Annotated in this window: 19 protein-coding genes; 9 read left to right on the top strand and 10 right to left on the bottom strand. The window is 33.2% G+C overall.

Features of this window, described 5'->3' with window-relative positions; all coding sequences use genetic code 11:
* The first annotated feature begins 245 nt into the window (after nt 1-245).
* From pntB to ACEW8E_RS09395, 5 genes are all read left to right on the top strand, one after another.
* Nucleotides 246-1,691 (top strand): Re/Si-specific NAD(P)(+) transhydrogenase subunit beta, encoded by a 1,446-nt coding sequence (gene pntB / locus ACEW8E_RS09415; protein WP_373480081.1) that lies wholly within the window; start codon nt 246-248, stop codon nt 1,689-1,691.
* Nucleotides 1,692-1,906: 215 nt separating this feature from the next.
* Nucleotides 1,907-2,452, top strand: a complete 546-nt coding sequence (cysC, locus tag ACEW8E_RS09410; protein WP_373480080.1) for an adenylyl-sulfate kinase — start codon at nt 1,907-1,909, stop codon at nt 2,450-2,452.
* A gap of 47 nt (nt 2,453-2,499) precedes the next feature.
* A complete protein-coding gene (locus ACEW8E_RS09405; RefSeq protein ID WP_373480079.1) occupies nt 2,500-3,267 on the top strand; it encodes a TIGR00297 family protein in 768 nt (255 codons plus the stop codon).
* Between the two features lie 100 nt (nt 3,268-3,367).
* Nucleotides 3,368-4,048: a GUN4 N-terminal ARM-like repeat domain-containing protein gene (locus ACEW8E_RS09400; RefSeq protein WP_373480078.1), complete on the top strand. Its 681-nt coding sequence runs from the start codon at nt 3,368-3,370 to the stop codon at nt 4,046-4,048.
* Nucleotides 4,049-4,120: 72 nt separating this feature from the next.
* Complete coding sequence (locus ACEW8E_RS09395; protein WP_373480077.1) at nt 4,121-4,603, top strand: CRR6 family NdhI maturation factor; 483 nt, start codon at nt 4,121-4,123, stop codon at nt 4,601-4,603.
* A gap of 60 nt (nt 4,604-4,663) precedes the next feature.
* Here ACEW8E_RS09395 and ACEW8E_RS09390 read toward each other — a convergent pair whose 3' ends face one another.
* Complete coding sequence (locus ACEW8E_RS09390) at nt 4,664-5,299, bottom strand: M23 family metallopeptidase (RefSeq protein WP_373480076.1); 636 nt, start codon at nt 5,297-5,299, stop codon at nt 4,664-4,666.
* A 94-nt stretch (nt 5,300-5,393) separates the two neighbouring features.
* Here ACEW8E_RS09390 and ACEW8E_RS09385 point away from each other — a divergent pair, with 94 nt between their 5' ends.
* Nucleotides 5,394-5,840 carry a DUF3750 domain-containing protein gene (locus ACEW8E_RS09385; RefSeq protein ID WP_373480075.1) on the top strand — a complete coding sequence of 149 codons (447 nt, stop codon included), beginning with the start codon at nt 5,394-5,396 and terminating at the stop codon, nt 5,838-5,840.
* On the opposite strand, the gene ACEW8E_RS09380 is transcribed toward ACEW8E_RS09385, so the two are convergent.
* Nucleotides 5,812-6,465: a phosphoribosylanthranilate isomerase gene (locus ACEW8E_RS09380; protein ID WP_373480074.1), complete on the bottom strand. Its 654-nt coding sequence runs from the start codon at nt 6,463-6,465 to the stop codon at nt 5,812-5,814. The two genes, ACEW8E_RS09385 and ACEW8E_RS09380, sit on opposite strands and share 29 nt — an antisense overlap.
* Nucleotides 6,466-6,589: 124 nt before the next feature.
* Here ACEW8E_RS09380 and psaK point away from each other — a divergent pair, with 124 nt between their 5' ends.
* Both psaK and ACEW8E_RS09370 read left to right on the top strand, forming a co-directional pair.
* On the top strand, nt 6,590-6,865 hold the full coding sequence (gene psaK / locus ACEW8E_RS09375) for a photosystem I reaction center subunit PsaK (RefSeq protein ID WP_373480073.1): 276 nt from the start codon (nt 6,590-6,592) through the stop codon (nt 6,863-6,865).
* 259 nt (nt 6,866-7,124) lie between these two features.
* Nucleotides 7,125-7,517 carry an FHA domain-containing protein gene (locus ACEW8E_RS09370; protein WP_373480072.1) on the top strand — a complete coding sequence of 131 codons (393 nt, stop codon included), beginning with the start codon at nt 7,125-7,127 and terminating at the stop codon, nt 7,515-7,517.
* A gap of 11 nt (nt 7,518-7,528) precedes the next feature.
* Here the strand turns inward: ACEW8E_RS09370 and ACEW8E_RS09365 are convergent, their stop codons facing one another.
* On the bottom strand, nt 7,529-8,347 hold the full coding sequence (locus ACEW8E_RS09365) for a TlyA family RNA methyltransferase (protein ID WP_373480071.1): 819 nt from the start codon (nt 8,345-8,347) through the stop codon (nt 7,529-7,531).
* Between the two features lie 197 nt (nt 8,348-8,544).
* Nucleotides 8,545-9,336 (bottom strand): DUF3883 domain-containing protein, encoded by a 792-nt coding sequence (locus tag ACEW8E_RS09360; protein WP_373480070.1) that lies wholly within the window; start codon nt 9,334-9,336, stop codon nt 8,545-8,547.
* Nucleotides 9,337-9,539: 203 nt separating this feature from the next.
* Here ACEW8E_RS09360 and rsmG point away from each other — a divergent pair, with 203 nt between their 5' ends.
* Complete coding sequence (gene rsmG, locus ACEW8E_RS09355) at nt 9,540-10,295, top strand: 16S rRNA (guanine(527)-N(7))-methyltransferase RsmG (protein ID WP_373480069.1); 756 nt, start codon at nt 9,540-9,542, stop codon at nt 10,293-10,295.
* Nucleotides 10,296-10,375: 80 nt separating this feature from the next.
* Here the strand turns inward: rsmG and ACEW8E_RS09350 are convergent, their stop codons facing one another.
* The 6 genes from ACEW8E_RS09350 to atpE all read right to left on the bottom strand — a co-directional run bounded on the left by ACEW8E_RS09350 (nt 10,376) and on the right by atpE (nt 15,152).
* The gene (locus ACEW8E_RS09350) at nt 10,376-11,323 is read right to left on the bottom strand and encodes a F0F1 ATP synthase subunit gamma (protein ID WP_373480068.1); all 948 of its coding nucleotides are present in this window, start codon (nt 11,321-11,323) and stop codon (nt 10,376-10,378) included.
* 93 nt (nt 11,324-11,416) lie between these two features.
* Complete coding sequence (atpA, locus tag ACEW8E_RS09345; RefSeq protein WP_373480067.1) at nt 11,417-12,922, bottom strand: F0F1 ATP synthase subunit alpha; 1,506 nt, start codon at nt 12,920-12,922, stop codon at nt 11,417-11,419.
* 135 nt (nt 12,923-13,057) lie between these two features.
* A complete protein-coding gene (atpH, locus tag ACEW8E_RS09340; RefSeq protein ID WP_373480066.1) occupies nt 13,058-13,612 on the bottom strand; it encodes an ATP synthase F1 subunit delta in 555 nt (184 codons plus the stop codon).
* A gap of 4 nt (nt 13,613-13,616) precedes the next feature.
* Nucleotides 13,617-14,144, bottom strand: a complete 528-nt coding sequence (locus tag ACEW8E_RS09335) for a F0F1 ATP synthase subunit B (protein WP_373480065.1) — start codon at nt 14,142-14,144, stop codon at nt 13,617-13,619.
* 89 nt (nt 14,145-14,233) lie between these two features.
* The gene (locus ACEW8E_RS09330; protein WP_373480099.1) at nt 14,234-14,710 is read right to left on the bottom strand and encodes a F0F1 ATP synthase subunit B'; all 477 of its coding nucleotides are present in this window, start codon (nt 14,708-14,710) and stop codon (nt 14,234-14,236) included.
* 196 nt (nt 14,711-14,906) lie between these two features.
* Complete coding sequence (gene atpE / locus ACEW8E_RS09325) at nt 14,907-15,152, bottom strand: ATP synthase F0 subunit C (protein WP_373480064.1); 246 nt, start codon at nt 15,150-15,152, stop codon at nt 14,907-14,909.
* Between the last annotated feature and the right edge of the window lie 40 nt (nt 15,153-15,192).

The following is a 15,192-nucleotide window of genomic DNA, read 5'->3' as shown; positions in this document are numbered from 1 at the left end:
AATATCCAAAGAAAAGCGTTTATTTCTTGTTTGGTTAATATTAATAATTTCATTTTTTAATGACTAAATTATGTTTAAGTATATCTATTTCATACAAATTTATGTTTTACAATAAATAAAAATCAATAAATAAATATATCTTAAAAAGATTCTTAACAATTAAACATCCATAAATTGAATAACCTATTATTAGAGCATTATTAATTCTCTATTGTCAATTACTAAAACTATTTTATTAAATATTTATGACAAGTAACCTCATAACAGTTGCCTACATCACCGCTAGTGCCTTATTTATTCTCAGTCTCGCCGGTTTATCTAACCAAGAAACCGCCACAAGAGGCAATATTTACGGTATTTCAGGCATGGCGATCGCATTTATAGCTACAGCTTTTAGTGCCAATGTGACAAATTATGCAACCCTAATTACTGCTATTATTCCTGCCGTGATTATTGGTGCAATTTTAGCTAGTCGAGTCGCTATGACATCCATGCCAGAATTAGTGGCAATCTTACATAGTTTTGTTGGTTTAGCCGCCGTTTTGGTGGGAGTCGGTAACTATTTACAACCCGAATCTGGATTAATTGGTGCAGAAGAATTTATCCATCAAATCGAAATTTATATCGGTGTCTTCATTGGCGCAGTTACTTTTACTGGTTCGATAGTGGCTTTTGGTAAACTACGCGCTATCATTAGTTCAAAATCCCTCATGTTACCTGCTAGACATTTTCTCAACTTAGGGATGTTAGGCGCAATTATTTATTTCGGTTATGACTTTCTTAACACCGAATCTGGCTTACAACCTTTACTCATCATGACGGGTATTGCTTGTTTATTAGGTATTCATCTAGTTGCCGCTATCGGTGGCGCTGATATGCCTGTGGTTATCTCCATGTTAAACAGTTATTCAGGTTGGGCAGCAGCAGCAGCAGGTTTCATGTTAAGTAACGACTTGTTAATTATTACTGGTGCGTTAGTTGGTAGTAGTGGTGCTATCCTGAGTTATATCATGTGTAAAGCCATGAATCGCTCTTTTATCAGCGTAATTTTAGGCGGTTTTGGGGAAGGAAGCAATAAAGTTATTACCTCCAATGTTAACCAAGAAGTTGGGGAAGTCGTTGCAACGAATATTGACGAAGTTGCCGATTTATTAATTGATGCTAAAAGTGTGATTATCACACCGGGTTATGGTATGGCTGTCGCTCAGGCTCAACATGGCGTTTCTGAAATTACCAAAATTTTAAAAAGTCGTAAAGTTAACGTGCGTTTTGGGATTCATCCTGTCGCAGGGCGCTTACCCGGTCACATGAATGTTTTATTAGCAGAAGCTAACGTGCCTTATGACATCGTGTTAGAAATGGATGAAATTAACGAAGATTTTCCCGATACAGACGTAGTGTTAGTTATCGGTGCTAATGATACTGTTAATCCTAGCGCATTAGAAGATCCAAATAGCCCTATTGCAGGTATGCCTGTCTTAGAAGTCTGGAAAGCTCAAAGCTCTATTGTAATGAAACGTAGTTTAGCTACTGGTTACGCAGGAGTAGATAATCCCTTATTCTACAAAGAAAATACCAAAATGCTTTTTGGCGATGCTAAGGCAAATGTTGACTCATTGTTAGTAGCATTGAGAGAAAAAACCAGTAAAAAAGGCAAAACTGAAAATCAAGTTTTAGTGACTGCATCATAATTTTTTTTTATTAATTTCTTGAAAATTTCCTTGTCACAATAGTTACATCAGGATTAGTTAGAGAATCAAAAGCTACAAAAAAATAAAACTAGATATAGAATTAAACTTTCCGATTAGAATAACTAATTTTTAACTGCTAATTGTTAATTGCTTCTTACCCTTGTAAAATACTTTAGGGATATAACGTCCTATAATTAATCAATATAATCAAGATCATGGAACAAAAAGGCGTAACTATTTGGTTTACTGGCTTAAGCGGTGCTGGAAAAACCACTATCAGTCAACAAGTAGAGATAAAATTAAGAGAAAAAGGCTATAAATTAGAAGTCTTAGACGGTGATATAGTACGCACAAACTTAACGAAAGGATTAGGCTTCAGCAAAGAAGACAGAGACGAGAATATCCGCCGTATTGGATTTGTTTCTAATCTTCTGACTCGTAACGGTGTTATTGTTATTGTATCTGCTATTTCTCCTTATCGTGCTATTAGAGAAGAAGTTAGAGAAAAAATCGGTAACTTTGTTGAAGTTTTTGTTAACGCTCCTTTATCTGTTTGTGAAGGTAGAGATGTTAAAGGTTTATATAAAAAAGCGCGTAGTGGTGAAATTAAACTGTTTACAGGTATTAGTGATCCTTACGAACCTCCTACTAACCCTGAAATTGAGTGTCGCACTGACTTAGAGGAATTAGAGGAAAGCGTAAATAAAGTATTACAAAGTTTAGAAAAACTAGGTTATTTATCTCAACCTGTGGCTGTTTAATCACAAATTTATCAAAAAAAAGCATCTTTAAAACTTACCAAATAACTATGATAAATCTTAACTTTGATTGGTCTAATTCTTGGTTAATTGCCACTATTTTAAATACTTTTCTTATCATTATCGCCTTAATTTCTCCCAAAAAATTATTAACCGTTATGGGTTATCTAAATGCTTGGGTTTTAGGAATGATTGTTTGGGGTTGTTTTCAGTGGCAAGGTTATTTGGTAGTGATGTTTTATTTTTTAGTAGGCTCAGGAATTACTAAAGTAGGTATCAAGCAGAAGGAAGCCGAAGGCATAGCCGAAAAACGCTCAGGGGTTCGAGGCCCTGAAAATGTCTGGGGAAGTGCCTTAATTGCCACAATATGTGCTTTAGGTTATGTTTTTGCCCCTCTTTCTTGGCAACATTTTTTTGTTATCGGTTATGTCGCTAGTTTTGCCACCAAATTATCTGATACTTGTGCTAGTGAAATCGGAAAAGCCTACGGTAAAAACACTTTTTTGATTACCACTCTTAAACCAGTACCTAGAGGCACTGAAGGGGCAATCAGTGTTGAAGGTACTATTGCTGGTATTATTGCTAGTATTGCCATTGCTTTATTAGGTTATGGTATCAACATGATTGATGGTATGGGGATAATTATTTGTTTAATATCTGCCTTTATCGCTACTAATTTAGAGAGTTTAATTGGAGCAACTTTACAAACTAAATTTAACTGGTTAACTAATGAAATAGTTAATGTTTTAAATACTCTTATGGGAGCAATAATTGCTATTTTATTGACTTATGTTTATCTGGTTAACTTTTCCCTATAAACCTGATAATTAAGCTAAAATATAACAAGTTTATATAAAATTATTAAACTAAATTATATCATATAAATACTATAATAAATAACTTTAAAATTAATCAATAATGAGTGATTTAGACATATTAAAAGAAAAATTTAATCAAACCTCAGATAAAAATAAATTATCCCTTATCAACGAATTTATAAATCAAGGAGATGATGGCTACCAATTTTTAAGAGAGTTTTTATTCAATAATAAAGATCAACCTAATCCTATTAATGGTAAGATTTATCAATTATTAAAACAAGACAATAAAGAAGAAAATAAAAAATTTATTAATCTATATTTTCCTAAAGGTATAGTTAAATTAACTTCAGAAAAAAACGTTGATTTTAACGATTTACAACAATTACTAATTAATCAAAAATATCAAGAAGCAGACGCATTAACCAGAGTAAAATTATGCGAATTAGTCGGAAAAACAGCTATAGAAAGAAAGTGGGTTTATTTCACCGAAATTGAGAAAATTTCCATAGCAGATTTACAATTAATAGATATACTTTGGCAGGTATATTCCGAAGGAAAATTTGGTTATAAAATTCAGCGTCAAATGTGGTTATCTTTAGGAAAAAACTATCCACAATTATGGGAAAAATTACAATGGAAAGCAGGGAATAAATGGACAAAATATCCTCAAGAATTTATCTGGGATTTAAGCGCACCAACAGGACATTTACCCTTATCAAATCAATTGCGTGGTGTTAGAGTTATTGATGCTTTATTTTCTCATCCAGCTTGGAATTAATCATAAATAATAATTTCTCATTTTTTATCTTCTAACCTCACCAAAGCACTTTTTCAGCAACCCCGAATTATTATGACTATTGATATTAAAATTAACGAAAATCACATTAATCAATTAGATTTATCTCCCGTAGAAATAGTTATTAAAGACTTAGAAAAACGTCAAGAAATTTTAACATTAGAACAACAAATAGTATTTAATATTGATTATCCTCAAGAAAAAAATGATCCTCGTGAATTATCAGAAATACCAGAAATAAGACTTTGGTTTATAGCCTTAGATAGTCGTTATCCTTGGTTGCCTTTTTGTCTAAATTGGCGTGATGGTGAATTAGCTAGATATACGGCGATGCTTGTGCCTCACAGCTTTAATCGTACGGAAGGAATACAATATAATTCTGAAGCTCTTGATATTTTTATTATGGGAAAAACTTTTATCCTTTATACTTGGTTAAAACAGCAAAATCTCAAGGGGAATTCTCGACTTAAAGCTATGACACAAATTTTTGGTTATGATTTAGAGGATAGTTTTTTTGAGCTTTTATCTAATGATTAATAGAGAAAATATTTTTTATATTAGTAATTGCTAAATATTCGTTATTTTATTCTTAACCTTCTAAATTTTTTGGGCGAACATTTGACGTAACACATCAGCAGGATTAACATAATTACCGTTATACATTAACCCCCAGTGTAAGTGAGGACCTGTAGTTCTTCCTGTCATCCCTACTCTTCCAATTCTCGCACCTGCTGGGACATTTTGTCCTTGCCACAATACAACTCCACCACTACGATCAACTAAAACTGTTCCTTTTGCTGTGTTTTCTACAGTTCCCATTAAGTGACAATAGATATGAGTCCAATTTCCTGATTGAATTTTAATCATCGTACCACAAGCTGTATGATCTGAAAGTCCTACGACTTGCCCACTCCACCAACTACGAACATAACTACCTAAAGGGGCGGCTAAATCTAAACCTTGATGAAATTGTCTGCTACCTGTTACAGGGTGTATTCTATAACCAAAACCAGAAGTATAAGCCTGAAAATTCTCCACAGGAAAAGATGCTTGTCGCCAAGATGCCGTTACGGGAATAGTTTGCGCTTGTACTAATTTCGGTTTGACAAGGATTAAACTATTAGTGATAATAACAGTTAAGATACTTATCAGCAAACCCGATGAAAAAGAGAGATTTTTAGGATTTGATGATTTTTTTGTTAATCGAGTTACTGCGGTTATCAGGTTAAACATTACTCCTCACGAGTCTAAATCTATTACAATGACGACGAGAACTTATCTTAAAAAATAAGTACGGATTTTATTCTACATTATTCTTTACCTTTTTATGAACTTAAAAGTTGATTTAAGGGCTGCAAAAATTCCTTATTTGGGTTTAATTGCAGTACATTATTGGTTTGTGATTCACGAAAAAAGTTATAGTGAACGTTGGGAAATTTGGCAAAGTAAAGATTTAGTCATGTCAAGTTGGGGACATTTACATCAAAATCTCATGACTATTACTCAAGGAGTAGGTAACGGCGATAGTTGGCGAGAAACTCAGTGGCAAGGAAAAGAGGCAGAAATTTTAACCAAAATTATTCGAGAAAGTTCTTCACAATATCCTTATAATTATGTTTATCGTTATTACCCAGGTCCTAATAGTAATACTTATACTCAGTGGATTCTTGATGAAGCTAATATTCCCTATGGTTTAGAAAAGCGTGGATTAGGCAAAAATTACCTTAAATATGCTCATTTTTTGGTCAATTTGAAGAATAAAGTTCGTTTTTAACGCTATTTAACTGTTGAAATAATTGTTTAACTTTTTCTAAATCTTTATTTCCTGCGCTGATTTCGACACCACTAGATACATCGATACCATCACATTTTAAATTTTCTAAGGCACTTAAAACATTATCAGGATTAATGCCTCCTGCTAATAACCAAGGGCGAGAAGGGCGAAAATCTGCTAAATGTAACCAGTTAAAAGTCTTTCCTGTACCACCGTAAATCCCTTCCTCATAAGCGTCTAATAAAATTGTATCAATGACGGGGATGTAACTTTCTAATAAAGCTAGAGACTCTGAATTTTGATAACGAAAGGCTTTAATAACTTCAATATCTGGCAAAAATTCTCTTAATTGAGCGCAAATAGCTGGATTTTCGTCTCCATGTAACTGTATTCCTGTTAATCCTGTTTCTTGCACAGTTTTAATAATATTTTCGATATTCTCATTCACAAATACACCTATCTTACTTATTTCTTTCGGTAATTGTAGAATAATATTTTTGATGATTTCATTATTAACATATCGAGGAGATTGTGTAACACAGATAAAGCCAAGAGTGTCAGCTCCTAAATTAATAATGGCTAAACCTTGTTCTAAGGTAGTAATACCACATATTTTGACGCGCATAATAAAAAATAAGTCAAACTTCAGGAATAAAAATGATTAATAATCTTTAAGAGAATCAACAAAAAAGCACCATAGCTACTAACATAACAAAAATAGTTAACATAAATCAAATTAAATTAGCACGATGAATCTTTTACTATCAGATAACCTTTTAGCCAATATTCCTCAGACGGTAGAATGGAATCTTAATGTAGCAATAATAATGATTACAGCGAATTTATTAGCAGTTTTTATCGGACGATTTGCCATTCAAAAAGCAGGAATAGGTCCTGATTTACCTGTAGAAAAACCATCTTTATGGAAAAAATTTGGCTTACCAGAATTATTAGCAACCCTTAGTTTTGGTCATATTTTGGGAGCTGGTTTTATTTTAGGATTATCTAACGCAGGGCTATTATAAAAATTAATGGTTAACAATTAACAATTATTCTTTCATCAGCTAAAACTAATCAAAGTTTTATATTTTAAAACCATCTTATGGATTATTGTGGATCTCTATTAGTTGTTCCTAAATGCTTTTAAATTGATCCTAAATGATTAGGAAGTATCAACTATGAACTAAATCATGTAAAATATGAGAGTGTATCGAGTCAAACTTGTTAAAAACCTTCTATTTGACTTATAACAAAAGAAATAATCTTTACTCAGATGAAACGTCGGTGATTACCTTAACTCTTTTACATCCTCTCAAATCAATTGCAGTTCAAAAATGGAATTTTGAGCCAAATTCAGTAATTAGAATTGGAAGAGCTAATGACAATGAGGTAGTTCTTTATAGTGCAGTCGTATCTCGTCATCATCTTGAAATTAGACCACGAGGGGATGATTGGGCGTTAATCAATTTAGGTTCTAATGGTACTTTCATTAATGGCAAAAAAATTAATAAAGTATTGGTTAAAGATGGTATGATCATCCGTTTAGCTAGTTCTGGTCCTAAAATCAAAATTACTTTAGATCAATCTTTATCTTCCAATGCTTCGGGACAATCCCAAAAACCGAAGAGTCAACCCATAACCAGTAAAGATATTTCTAAAGAAACGGTTATGAATTAAGTAAATAATAATTAATTACTCATTTTTAACTGTTTTTGGCTATTACTGGTCAATTCTTCGATCATTTGAAGAGTCGGAGGATCATTTTCTTTCGTTTCATTGAGCCATAATAAAAACTCAATATTTCCAGCAGGGCCAGTTATGGGAGACCATGTTAAACTTTGATATTGCCAACCTAATTTAACTCCTTCCATCAAAACTTGGTAAATAGCTTCTGCTTGTAAACGAGAATCTCTCACCACGCCATTTTTACCGACTTTATCTTTACCTACTTCAAACTGAGGCTTGACTAATAAGATAATATCTTTCGGTGATGCTAAAAAATCCCATAATTTGCCTAAAACTTTGGTTAAAGAGATAAAAGATAAATCCATGACGGCTAAATCTGCCTTTTCCTCGTTTTGATAAAGTTTTTCTACGGTAAGATTGCGAAAATTAGTCCTTTCAAATAATATTAAACGCTCATCTTGTCTTATATTCCAAGCTACTTGTCCATATCCTACATCCACACCATAAACTTTTTTTGCTCCTTTTTGAAAAAGACAATCAGTAAATCCTCCTGTAGAAATACCACCATCAAGGCAAATTCTCCCTTGTATATTTATGTTAAATTCATCTAAGGCTTTGACTAATTTTTCTCCTCCCCTAGAGACAAAAGGCGGTTTTGCTTCTACTTCAATGAAACTTTCAATATCAATTAATGTACCCGGTTTATCAATAATATGTTGTTTTACCCTTACTTTTCCAGCTCTAATCAGTTTTTGTGCCATCGCTCTTGTGTCGCACAATTGTTTCTGTGTCAATAATACGTCCAATCTTTCTTTAGCCAACGGTAATATCTCCTTAAAATTTGTATATCCAATTTATAACCTCTTTTCTGATGGTTTTCTTGCGTCTTGAGTATTTTTTCAATTAGTATATAATTTTACAATCTTTCTTTTGTATAAACACCCCTAAGATGAATCATAATTGATAATTATATATTTTAATATAAAAGTAATTAAAAATAAATATATAAATTAATTTCCTAAAATGCTTCAATAAAGATTGGATTATATAAATAATATTCAATTTTGATTTTTTGTTGAACAGATACTTTTTTAAAATCTAAATTATTAATAGGGTTTTCGATTAGTTTAATAATAGGAATTTCATTCAAATTTAAAATAGCACTTAAAATATATTGATTTTGATATTCTTTCGCTTTTTGATACTCATTTTCGGTTAATCTAAACTTCCCTTTTTTCTCTCTAATTCCTTTTACTTCAATAAAAAAAAAATTATTATTTACATTGATTTGAAAATCATAACCATCTCCATAAAGTCTTGCATCTTCAATTTTTCCTTCTCGAAATAAATCAAGGGATTTAAAATTATTTAAAAAGTATAATTCGGCTTCTAAACCAGTCATTTGAAGTTGTTTAAATTTAGATTTGATTAAAGGATTCTCTTTTAAAGATAAATCTTGGATTTTAAAATTTTCTTTTAAATAAAGTTTGATAATATTTGCATAAGAAATAACGTCAGCATCACCAAATAAAGAATCTATTTGAATTTTTCTATGAATGTAAGCATCTCCTTTTTGCCACCATCCTTTGCGTCCATTATCAGGAAAAAAATAATCAAATAAATCCATTCTATTTTTTACAATACCAACAGTTTTACAAATTCCTACACTGATGCAATATTGATAAAAAGCCGTTTTTGTTTCAAAGCCAAATTCTTTTATAAAATCATGATTAAACTTTGATAAACCATAACCTATTAAATTAAGAATTTCATAATTTTCGTGTTTTTTCCCCATTGTATATGTCCTCATTTTATTTTTTAAAATTTAATTATTGATGAGCTATAGTAATCTTATTTGAGTCGTAAGAAAATAATTAGTTAATTTCCCAAAAAATTGGAGGTTAGGGGTGAAAATTCTTACAAATCATTTATAAGTGTATAGTTAAAAACTTATTATTTCACAGTAAAATAAGCAAGTAAAACTTTTAAAATTATGATTCAGTAGCTTTATTTATGATAGAAAATAATCTCTTACCCACTTATGAACAATTGTGGCAAAATACGACAAATTGGACACCCTCTTTAGAAGAATTAAACTTATTTCAAGAATTATATAATGAAATATTAGCTATTAATAAATACTTAAATTTAACCAGAATTACTACTATTGAAGAATTTTGGGAAAAAAATTTATGGGATTCTTTAGCACCAATTTTAGAATATGATTTAAGCAATAAAAAAATTATTGATATTGGCACAGGAGGAGGATTCCCCGGGTTGCCTATTGCGATCGCATTTTCAGAAGCAAAATTAACGTTAATGGATTCTACCAATAAAAAAATTAAATTTATTAATGATTTTTCCCATAAGTTAAAGTTAAAAAATATCGAGACATTAGTTAATAGAGCAGAAATTATTGGACAAGATAAAAACTATAGAAAACAATATGATTTTGCCTTAATTAGAGCGGTTGCCGAAATTTCTGTATGTTTAGAATATAGTTTACCTTTACTAAAACTTGGAGGAATTGCTATTTTATATAGAGGAAATTTATCTGAAGAAGAAAAAGAAATAACCGAAAAAATTGCTGATCAATTAGGAGGAAAAATAACGAAAATTATTAATAAAAATACACCTATAAAGAATCATATTCGTCATTGTATCTATATCGAAAAAACAAGAATTACTCCTAAACAATATCCTCGGGAAGTAGGAAAACCAGTGAAAGAACCATTATCAGGTTTTATAACCTCAAAATCTAGTCAGTAAATAAAACAAAAGAAGTAAAATAATAAAAAAACCCTTCTCCGTGAAGAGAGGGGCGGAAGATGAGATAATATTTCCGAATATTAACCCAAGGCATTTGCACCAGAAACAACTTCCAGAATTTGTTGCGTAATAGATGATTGACGAGCTTTATTATAAGAAAGAGTCAAAGTTTTCATCAAATCACTAGCATTTTGACTGGCGTTATTCATAGCAGTCATTCTAGCGGCTAATTCACTAGCAGCAGATTCTTGTAATGATCTCAAAAGTTGATTATTAATGTATAAAGGTAAAAGAGAATCCAGAATTTGAACGGGATCTTGTTCAAAAATCATATCACGAGGAAAGTTACCCACAGAATTAGCGACAGTTTCTCTTTCCACTTGAAAATTACCACCACGCACAGTTAAGCGGAAAATTTCGTCGTCATGGACTTCTAAACCTTGAGGAGTTAAAGGTAGTAAAGTTTGAATAACAGGTTTAGAACTAATTAAAGATAAGAAACGAGTGTAAATTAATTCTACTCGATCAACGGTGTCCGAGAAAAACAAAGATAATAACTCATCAGCAATAGCCGCAGATTCTTTAGCCGAAGGAATTTGCTCTAAACCAAAATATTTTTGAGCAATAGGCTCATTTCTCCGTTGAAAATATTGACTAGCTTTTCTACCTACCGTTATGTAAGTATAGTTAATACCTTGGGTTTTTAATTCTGCCGCTCTTTGTTCAGCTCTTTTGATTATGTTTGTATTATATCCTCCACATAATCCACGATCTCCCGTTACGACTAATAAAGCAACAGTTTTAACTTCTCTTTGTTTAAGTAAAGGTAAATCGGTTTCTTCCATACGGAGACGATTTTGTAAGCCGTAAAGCACTTGTGCTAAAGTATCAGCAAAAGGGCGAGTTGCAGTAACTTGCTCTTGAGCTCTTCTAACTTTCGCTGCTGCTACTAAACGCATTGCTTCAGTAATTTTTTTAGTATTTTTTACCGAGTCAATACGATCTCGTATCGCTTTTAAATTAGACATAATATTAATTAATAATTAAAAATTAGTTATTAGTAATGGAAAAATCTGCATAGGTGGGCAATGCCCACCACAAATTACAGACTAATTAATCAATTAAGCAGAGAAAGCCTGTTTAGCTTCAACGATGGCTTCTTTTAACAAAGTTTCTGCTTCGTCAGTTAATTTTTTCTCATTACTGACAATTTCCACAAACTTGGGCTTGTTGTTTTTGATGTAACTTCTTAAACTAGCCACAAATTCCACCACTTCTTCTACGGCAATATCATCTAATAAACCATTGATACCGCTATATACTTGAGCTACTTGTTCCCAAATGGCTAAAGGAGAGTTTTGAGGTTGTTTGAGTAACTGGCGTAAACGTTGCCCTTTAGATAATTGTGCTTGAGTTGCCGCATCTAAATCCGAAGCGAATTGAGAAAATGCTTCTAATTCAGCAAACTGAGCTAATTCTAATTTTAGTTTACCCGCAACTTGTTTCATGGCTTTGGTTTGAGCCGCAGATCCCACACGAGATACTGAAATACCAGCGTTGATAGCTGGACGGAAACCAGAGTTAAACAAGTCAGAAGAGAGGAAAATTTGACCATCGGTAATAGAAATTACGTTGGTAGGAATGTAAGCGGATACGTCTCCTGCTTGAGTTTCGATAATAGGTAATGCGGTCATACTACCACCTCCTAACTCATCACTTAATTTTGCTGCTCTTTCTAATAAGCGAGAATGTAAGTAGAATACGTCTCCGGGGTAGGCTTCACGACCGGGAGGACGACGTAATAGTAACGACATTTGACGGTAAGCCTGAGCTTGTTTAGATAAGTCATCGTAAATTACGAGGGTGGCTTTTCCTTTATACATGAAGTATTCAGCAATGGCCGCCCCAGTATAAGGAGCTAAATATTGTAAAGTAGCAGGAGCGTTAGCATTAGCCGCTACGATTACCGTATAATCTAAAGCACCTTTTTCTCTTAAAGTATCCACTACACTAGCAACAGTAGAAGCCTTTTGACCGATGGCTACATAAACACAAATAACATCTTCCGATTTTTGGTTAATGATAGTATCTACCGCAATAGCAGTTTTACCAGTTTGGCGATCGCCGATAATCAATTCTCGTTGACCTCTGCCCACAGGAATCATCGCATCAATAGCGGTAATACCAGTTTGCATAGGTTCACAAACAGATTTACGATCAACAATACCAGGGGCATTAGACTCAATTAAGCGAGTCTCGGTAGAAACAATATCCCCTTTACCGTCAATAGGACGAGCTAAAGCATCTAAAACTCTACCAACTAAAACGTCACCTACTGGAATTTGAGCAATTTTACCAGTAGATTGAACACTACTACCTTCTTGAATCCCGATACCATCACCCATTAAAACAACCCCAACATTATCTTGTTCAAGGTTAAGGGCGATACCAATAGTACCGTCTTCAAATTCTACGAGTTCTCCTGACATGACTTTATCCAAGCCATAGACACGAGCGATACCGTCGCCAACTTGTAAGACAGTTCCGACATTAGAAACCTTAATTTCTTGATCGTAAGATTCAATCTGTTGGCGAATAACACTAGCAATTTCGTCTGGTCTGATCATAATTTCTTATTTTTAGCGACTTATATTTAAAAGTTTGCTTGTTAATACAATTGATCGTTTTTTTAATAAACCTGTGATGGTTTATGATTTTAAATACTACGAACAGTTTGTAGTAAACCCTTGAGAGGTGTTATTTTAGTTAGCAGAGAGTATATTGAGACTGATACGGCGTAATTGTGCTTTGAGACTAGCATCATAAACTTGAGAACCAACTTTGATGATTACACCACCAATAATATCAGGATCAATTCTAGTCTCAATTTCTACACCTGCGGCCCCTGTAAGATTTTTGATCTTAGTGACTAATTTTTCAGATTCACCCTCATACAATCTAACTGCGGAGGTAACTTGGGCTAAAACAACGTTATTCAACTTCCGTAGAATTTCGAGATATTTCCCACAAATTCCTTCAATAAAGCTAATACGTCTTTTATCAACTAATAACAGCAAAAAATTGAGCAAAAAAGGATTAATTTGCTCTCCTACTACTGTTCTAATAACGGCTTTTTTGTCCTCTGCCTTGACTAATGGGCTAATCAAAAAAGTTTTTAATTCCGCAGACTCTTGAATTAAATTAATTAAAGAGCGCACATCTTGACTAATGGCATCTACTAAATTTTGACTTTTCGCTAGGGACATTAGGGCTTCAGCATAAGGCTCTACGACTTCGGCGGTAACTGCACTTTGCATAAATTTAACCTCCTAACTGCTCTACAGCACGACTAATGAGCTTACCTTGGACGTTTTCATCCTTCACGGTTTCTCGTAACTGCTGTTCTGCTTTTTCAAGGGCTAATACAGCAATTCTTTTTTTCAAACCGGCTACAACTTTTGCTCTTTCGGAATCTAATTCCTGCACTGCGGTAGCTTTCATTCTTTCAATATCTTTTTGTCCTTGTGCTAAAATTTCCTCCCGGAGTTTTTCAGCAGTGGATTGTGCATCAGATTTGATTTGTTTTGCTTTGGTTTGAGCTTGATTTAAGTTCTCTTTTCCTTCAGCTAATGCTTTAGCAGCGACGGAGGCACGATTTTCTGCTTCTTGAATTTCCTCAGCAATTTTGTTTTGTCTCTGAGTGAGTAAATTACTGATGAATTTTCCGCCATATACTACCAACAACCCAATTATAATAATTAAGTTGATCACGTTAGAGCCTAGAATATCTGAACTTATACCAAATCCACCCCCAGCTTCTTCAGTGGCTAGATAAAATAAAGTCACCATAATTAATATTTAATAGGCGTTTTCATGGGAGAGAAAACAAGAGATTAGAATGTACAGATATTCTATACAATCATTTCTTGTTTATCTTGTTATTGAGCAAATTCAAGGCCGATCACTTTCTCAAGAATTTGTCGGCTTAAAGCTGTCACTTCCTGCTCTAAAGCAGATAAAGCCTCAACTCTTTCCGCTTCAATTTCTTCTGATGCTTTTTGACGTTCAGCAATTACTTCTTGCTGGGCTTGTTGTATCTGATCTGATACAATTTTTTGAGCTTCAGATTGAGCAGTACTTATAATACCTTGAGATTGCTTACGGACTTCTTTTAATTCTTGTTCGTATCGTTGAGCAAGGGCTAAAGCCTCTTCCTTTTGTTTCTTGGCTTGAGCAATTTGACCTTGAACATAACTAGCTCGATCATCAATTGCTTTACCTAAAGGTTTATAGAAAAGGATGTTGAGTATTGTTGCTAACAGTAAAAACTGAATTGCCATTAAAGGCAAAGTAGCATCAAGATCAAACAATCCTCCTTCTGAGGTTTGCTCTGCTAATAAAATCCATTGTGTCATCATAATTTGACTTAGGGGCAGAATTTAATTGTTCCGTTTTTCTAATGTGCAATTATGCTTAGAAATATTACTGCAATTGTATATTTTGTTCAGTACTTAGGCTTTAGGATCAGATTTCTCAAAAAAAAATCTCGAAAAACCTAAAACCTAATACCTGAATTTTGTACTTTGAGTTATCCTAGATCTAATTAACTTATTAGGCGAAAGGATTGGCAAATAATAATACTAATGCAACAACTAAACCGTAAATAGTTAGTGCTTCCATGAACGCTAAACTAAGAAGTAAGGTAGCACGAATTTTACCTTCAGCTTCGGGTTGACGAGCGATACCTTCTACTGCTTGACCTGCAGCATTACCTTGACCGATACCAGGTCCGATAGCTCCTAAACCTACAGCTAAAGCAGCAGCGATGACGGAAGCAGCAGCGACTAATGGTTCCATAATTCTTTCTTTTTCCTTTTAATTAATTTAGTACTACAAA

The organism is Geminocystis sp., assembly GCF_041753295.1.
In the GTDB taxonomy this organism is placed as follows: domain Bacteria; phylum Cyanobacteriota; class Cyanobacteriia; order Cyanobacteriales; family Cyanobacteriaceae; genus Geminocystis.
The sequence above is the reverse complement of the archived record's forward strand: the minus strand, read 5'-3'. Positions and strand labels throughout refer to the sequence as shown.

Excerpts from the sequence above, each read along its gene's own strand:
- pntB (WP_373480081.1), top strand. The coding sequence starts at position 246 with ATGACAAGTAACCTCATAACAGTTGCCTACATCACCGCTAGTGCCTTA.
- cysC (WP_373480080.1), top strand. The coding sequence starts at position 1,907 with ATGGAACAAAAAGGCGTAACTATTTGGTTTACTGGCTTAAGCGGTGCT.
- ACEW8E_RS09405 (WP_373480079.1), top strand. The coding sequence starts at position 2,500 with ATGATAAATCTTAACTTTGATTGGTCTAATTCTTGGTTAATTGCCACT.
- ACEW8E_RS09400 (WP_373480078.1), top strand. The coding sequence starts at position 3,368 with ATGAGTGATTTAGACATATTAAAAGAAAAATTTAATCAAACCTCAGAT.
- ACEW8E_RS09395 (WP_373480077.1), top strand. The coding sequence starts at position 4,121 with ATGACTATTGATATTAAAATTAACGAAAATCACATTAATCAATTAGAT.
- ACEW8E_RS09390 (WP_373480076.1), bottom strand. The coding sequence starts at position 5,299 with ATGTTTAACCTGATAACCGCAGTAACTCGATTAACAAAAAAATCATCA.
- ACEW8E_RS09385 (WP_373480075.1), top strand. The coding sequence starts at position 5,394 with ATGAACTTAAAAGTTGATTTAAGGGCTGCAAAAATTCCTTATTTGGGT.
- ACEW8E_RS09380 (WP_373480074.1), bottom strand. The coding sequence starts at position 6,465 with ATGCGCGTCAAAATATGTGGTATTACTACCTTAGAACAAGGTTTAGCC.
- psaK (WP_373480073.1), top strand. The coding sequence starts at position 6,590 with ATGAATCTTTTACTATCAGATAACCTTTTAGCCAATATTCCTCAGACG.
- ACEW8E_RS09360 (WP_373480070.1), bottom strand. The coding sequence starts at position 9,336 with ATGAGGACATATACAATGGGGAAAAAACACGAAAATTATGAAATTCTT.
- rsmG (WP_373480069.1), top strand. The coding sequence starts at position 9,540 with ATGATAGAAAATAATCTCTTACCCACTTATGAACAATTGTGGCAAAAT.
- ACEW8E_RS09350 (WP_373480068.1), bottom strand. The coding sequence starts at position 11,323 with ATGTCTAATTTAAAAGCGATACGAGATCGTATTGACTCGGTAAAAAAT.
- atpA (WP_373480067.1), bottom strand. The coding sequence starts at position 12,922 with ATGATCAGACCAGACGAAATTGCTAGTGTTATTCGCCAACAGATTGAA.
- atpH (WP_373480066.1), bottom strand. The coding sequence starts at position 13,612 with ATGCAAAGTGCAGTTACCGCCGAAGTCGTAGAGCCTTATGCTGAAGCC.
- ACEW8E_RS09335 (WP_373480065.1), bottom strand. The coding sequence starts at position 14,144 with ATGGTGACTTTATTTTATCTAGCCACTGAAGAAGCTGGGGGTGGATTT.
- ACEW8E_RS09330 (WP_373480099.1), bottom strand. The coding sequence starts at position 14,710 with ATGACACAATGGATTTTATTAGCAGAGCAAACCTCAGAAGGAGGATTG.
- atpE (WP_373480064.1), bottom strand. The coding sequence starts at position 15,152 with ATGGAACCATTAGTCGCTGCTGCTTCCGTCATCGCTGCTGCTTTAGCT.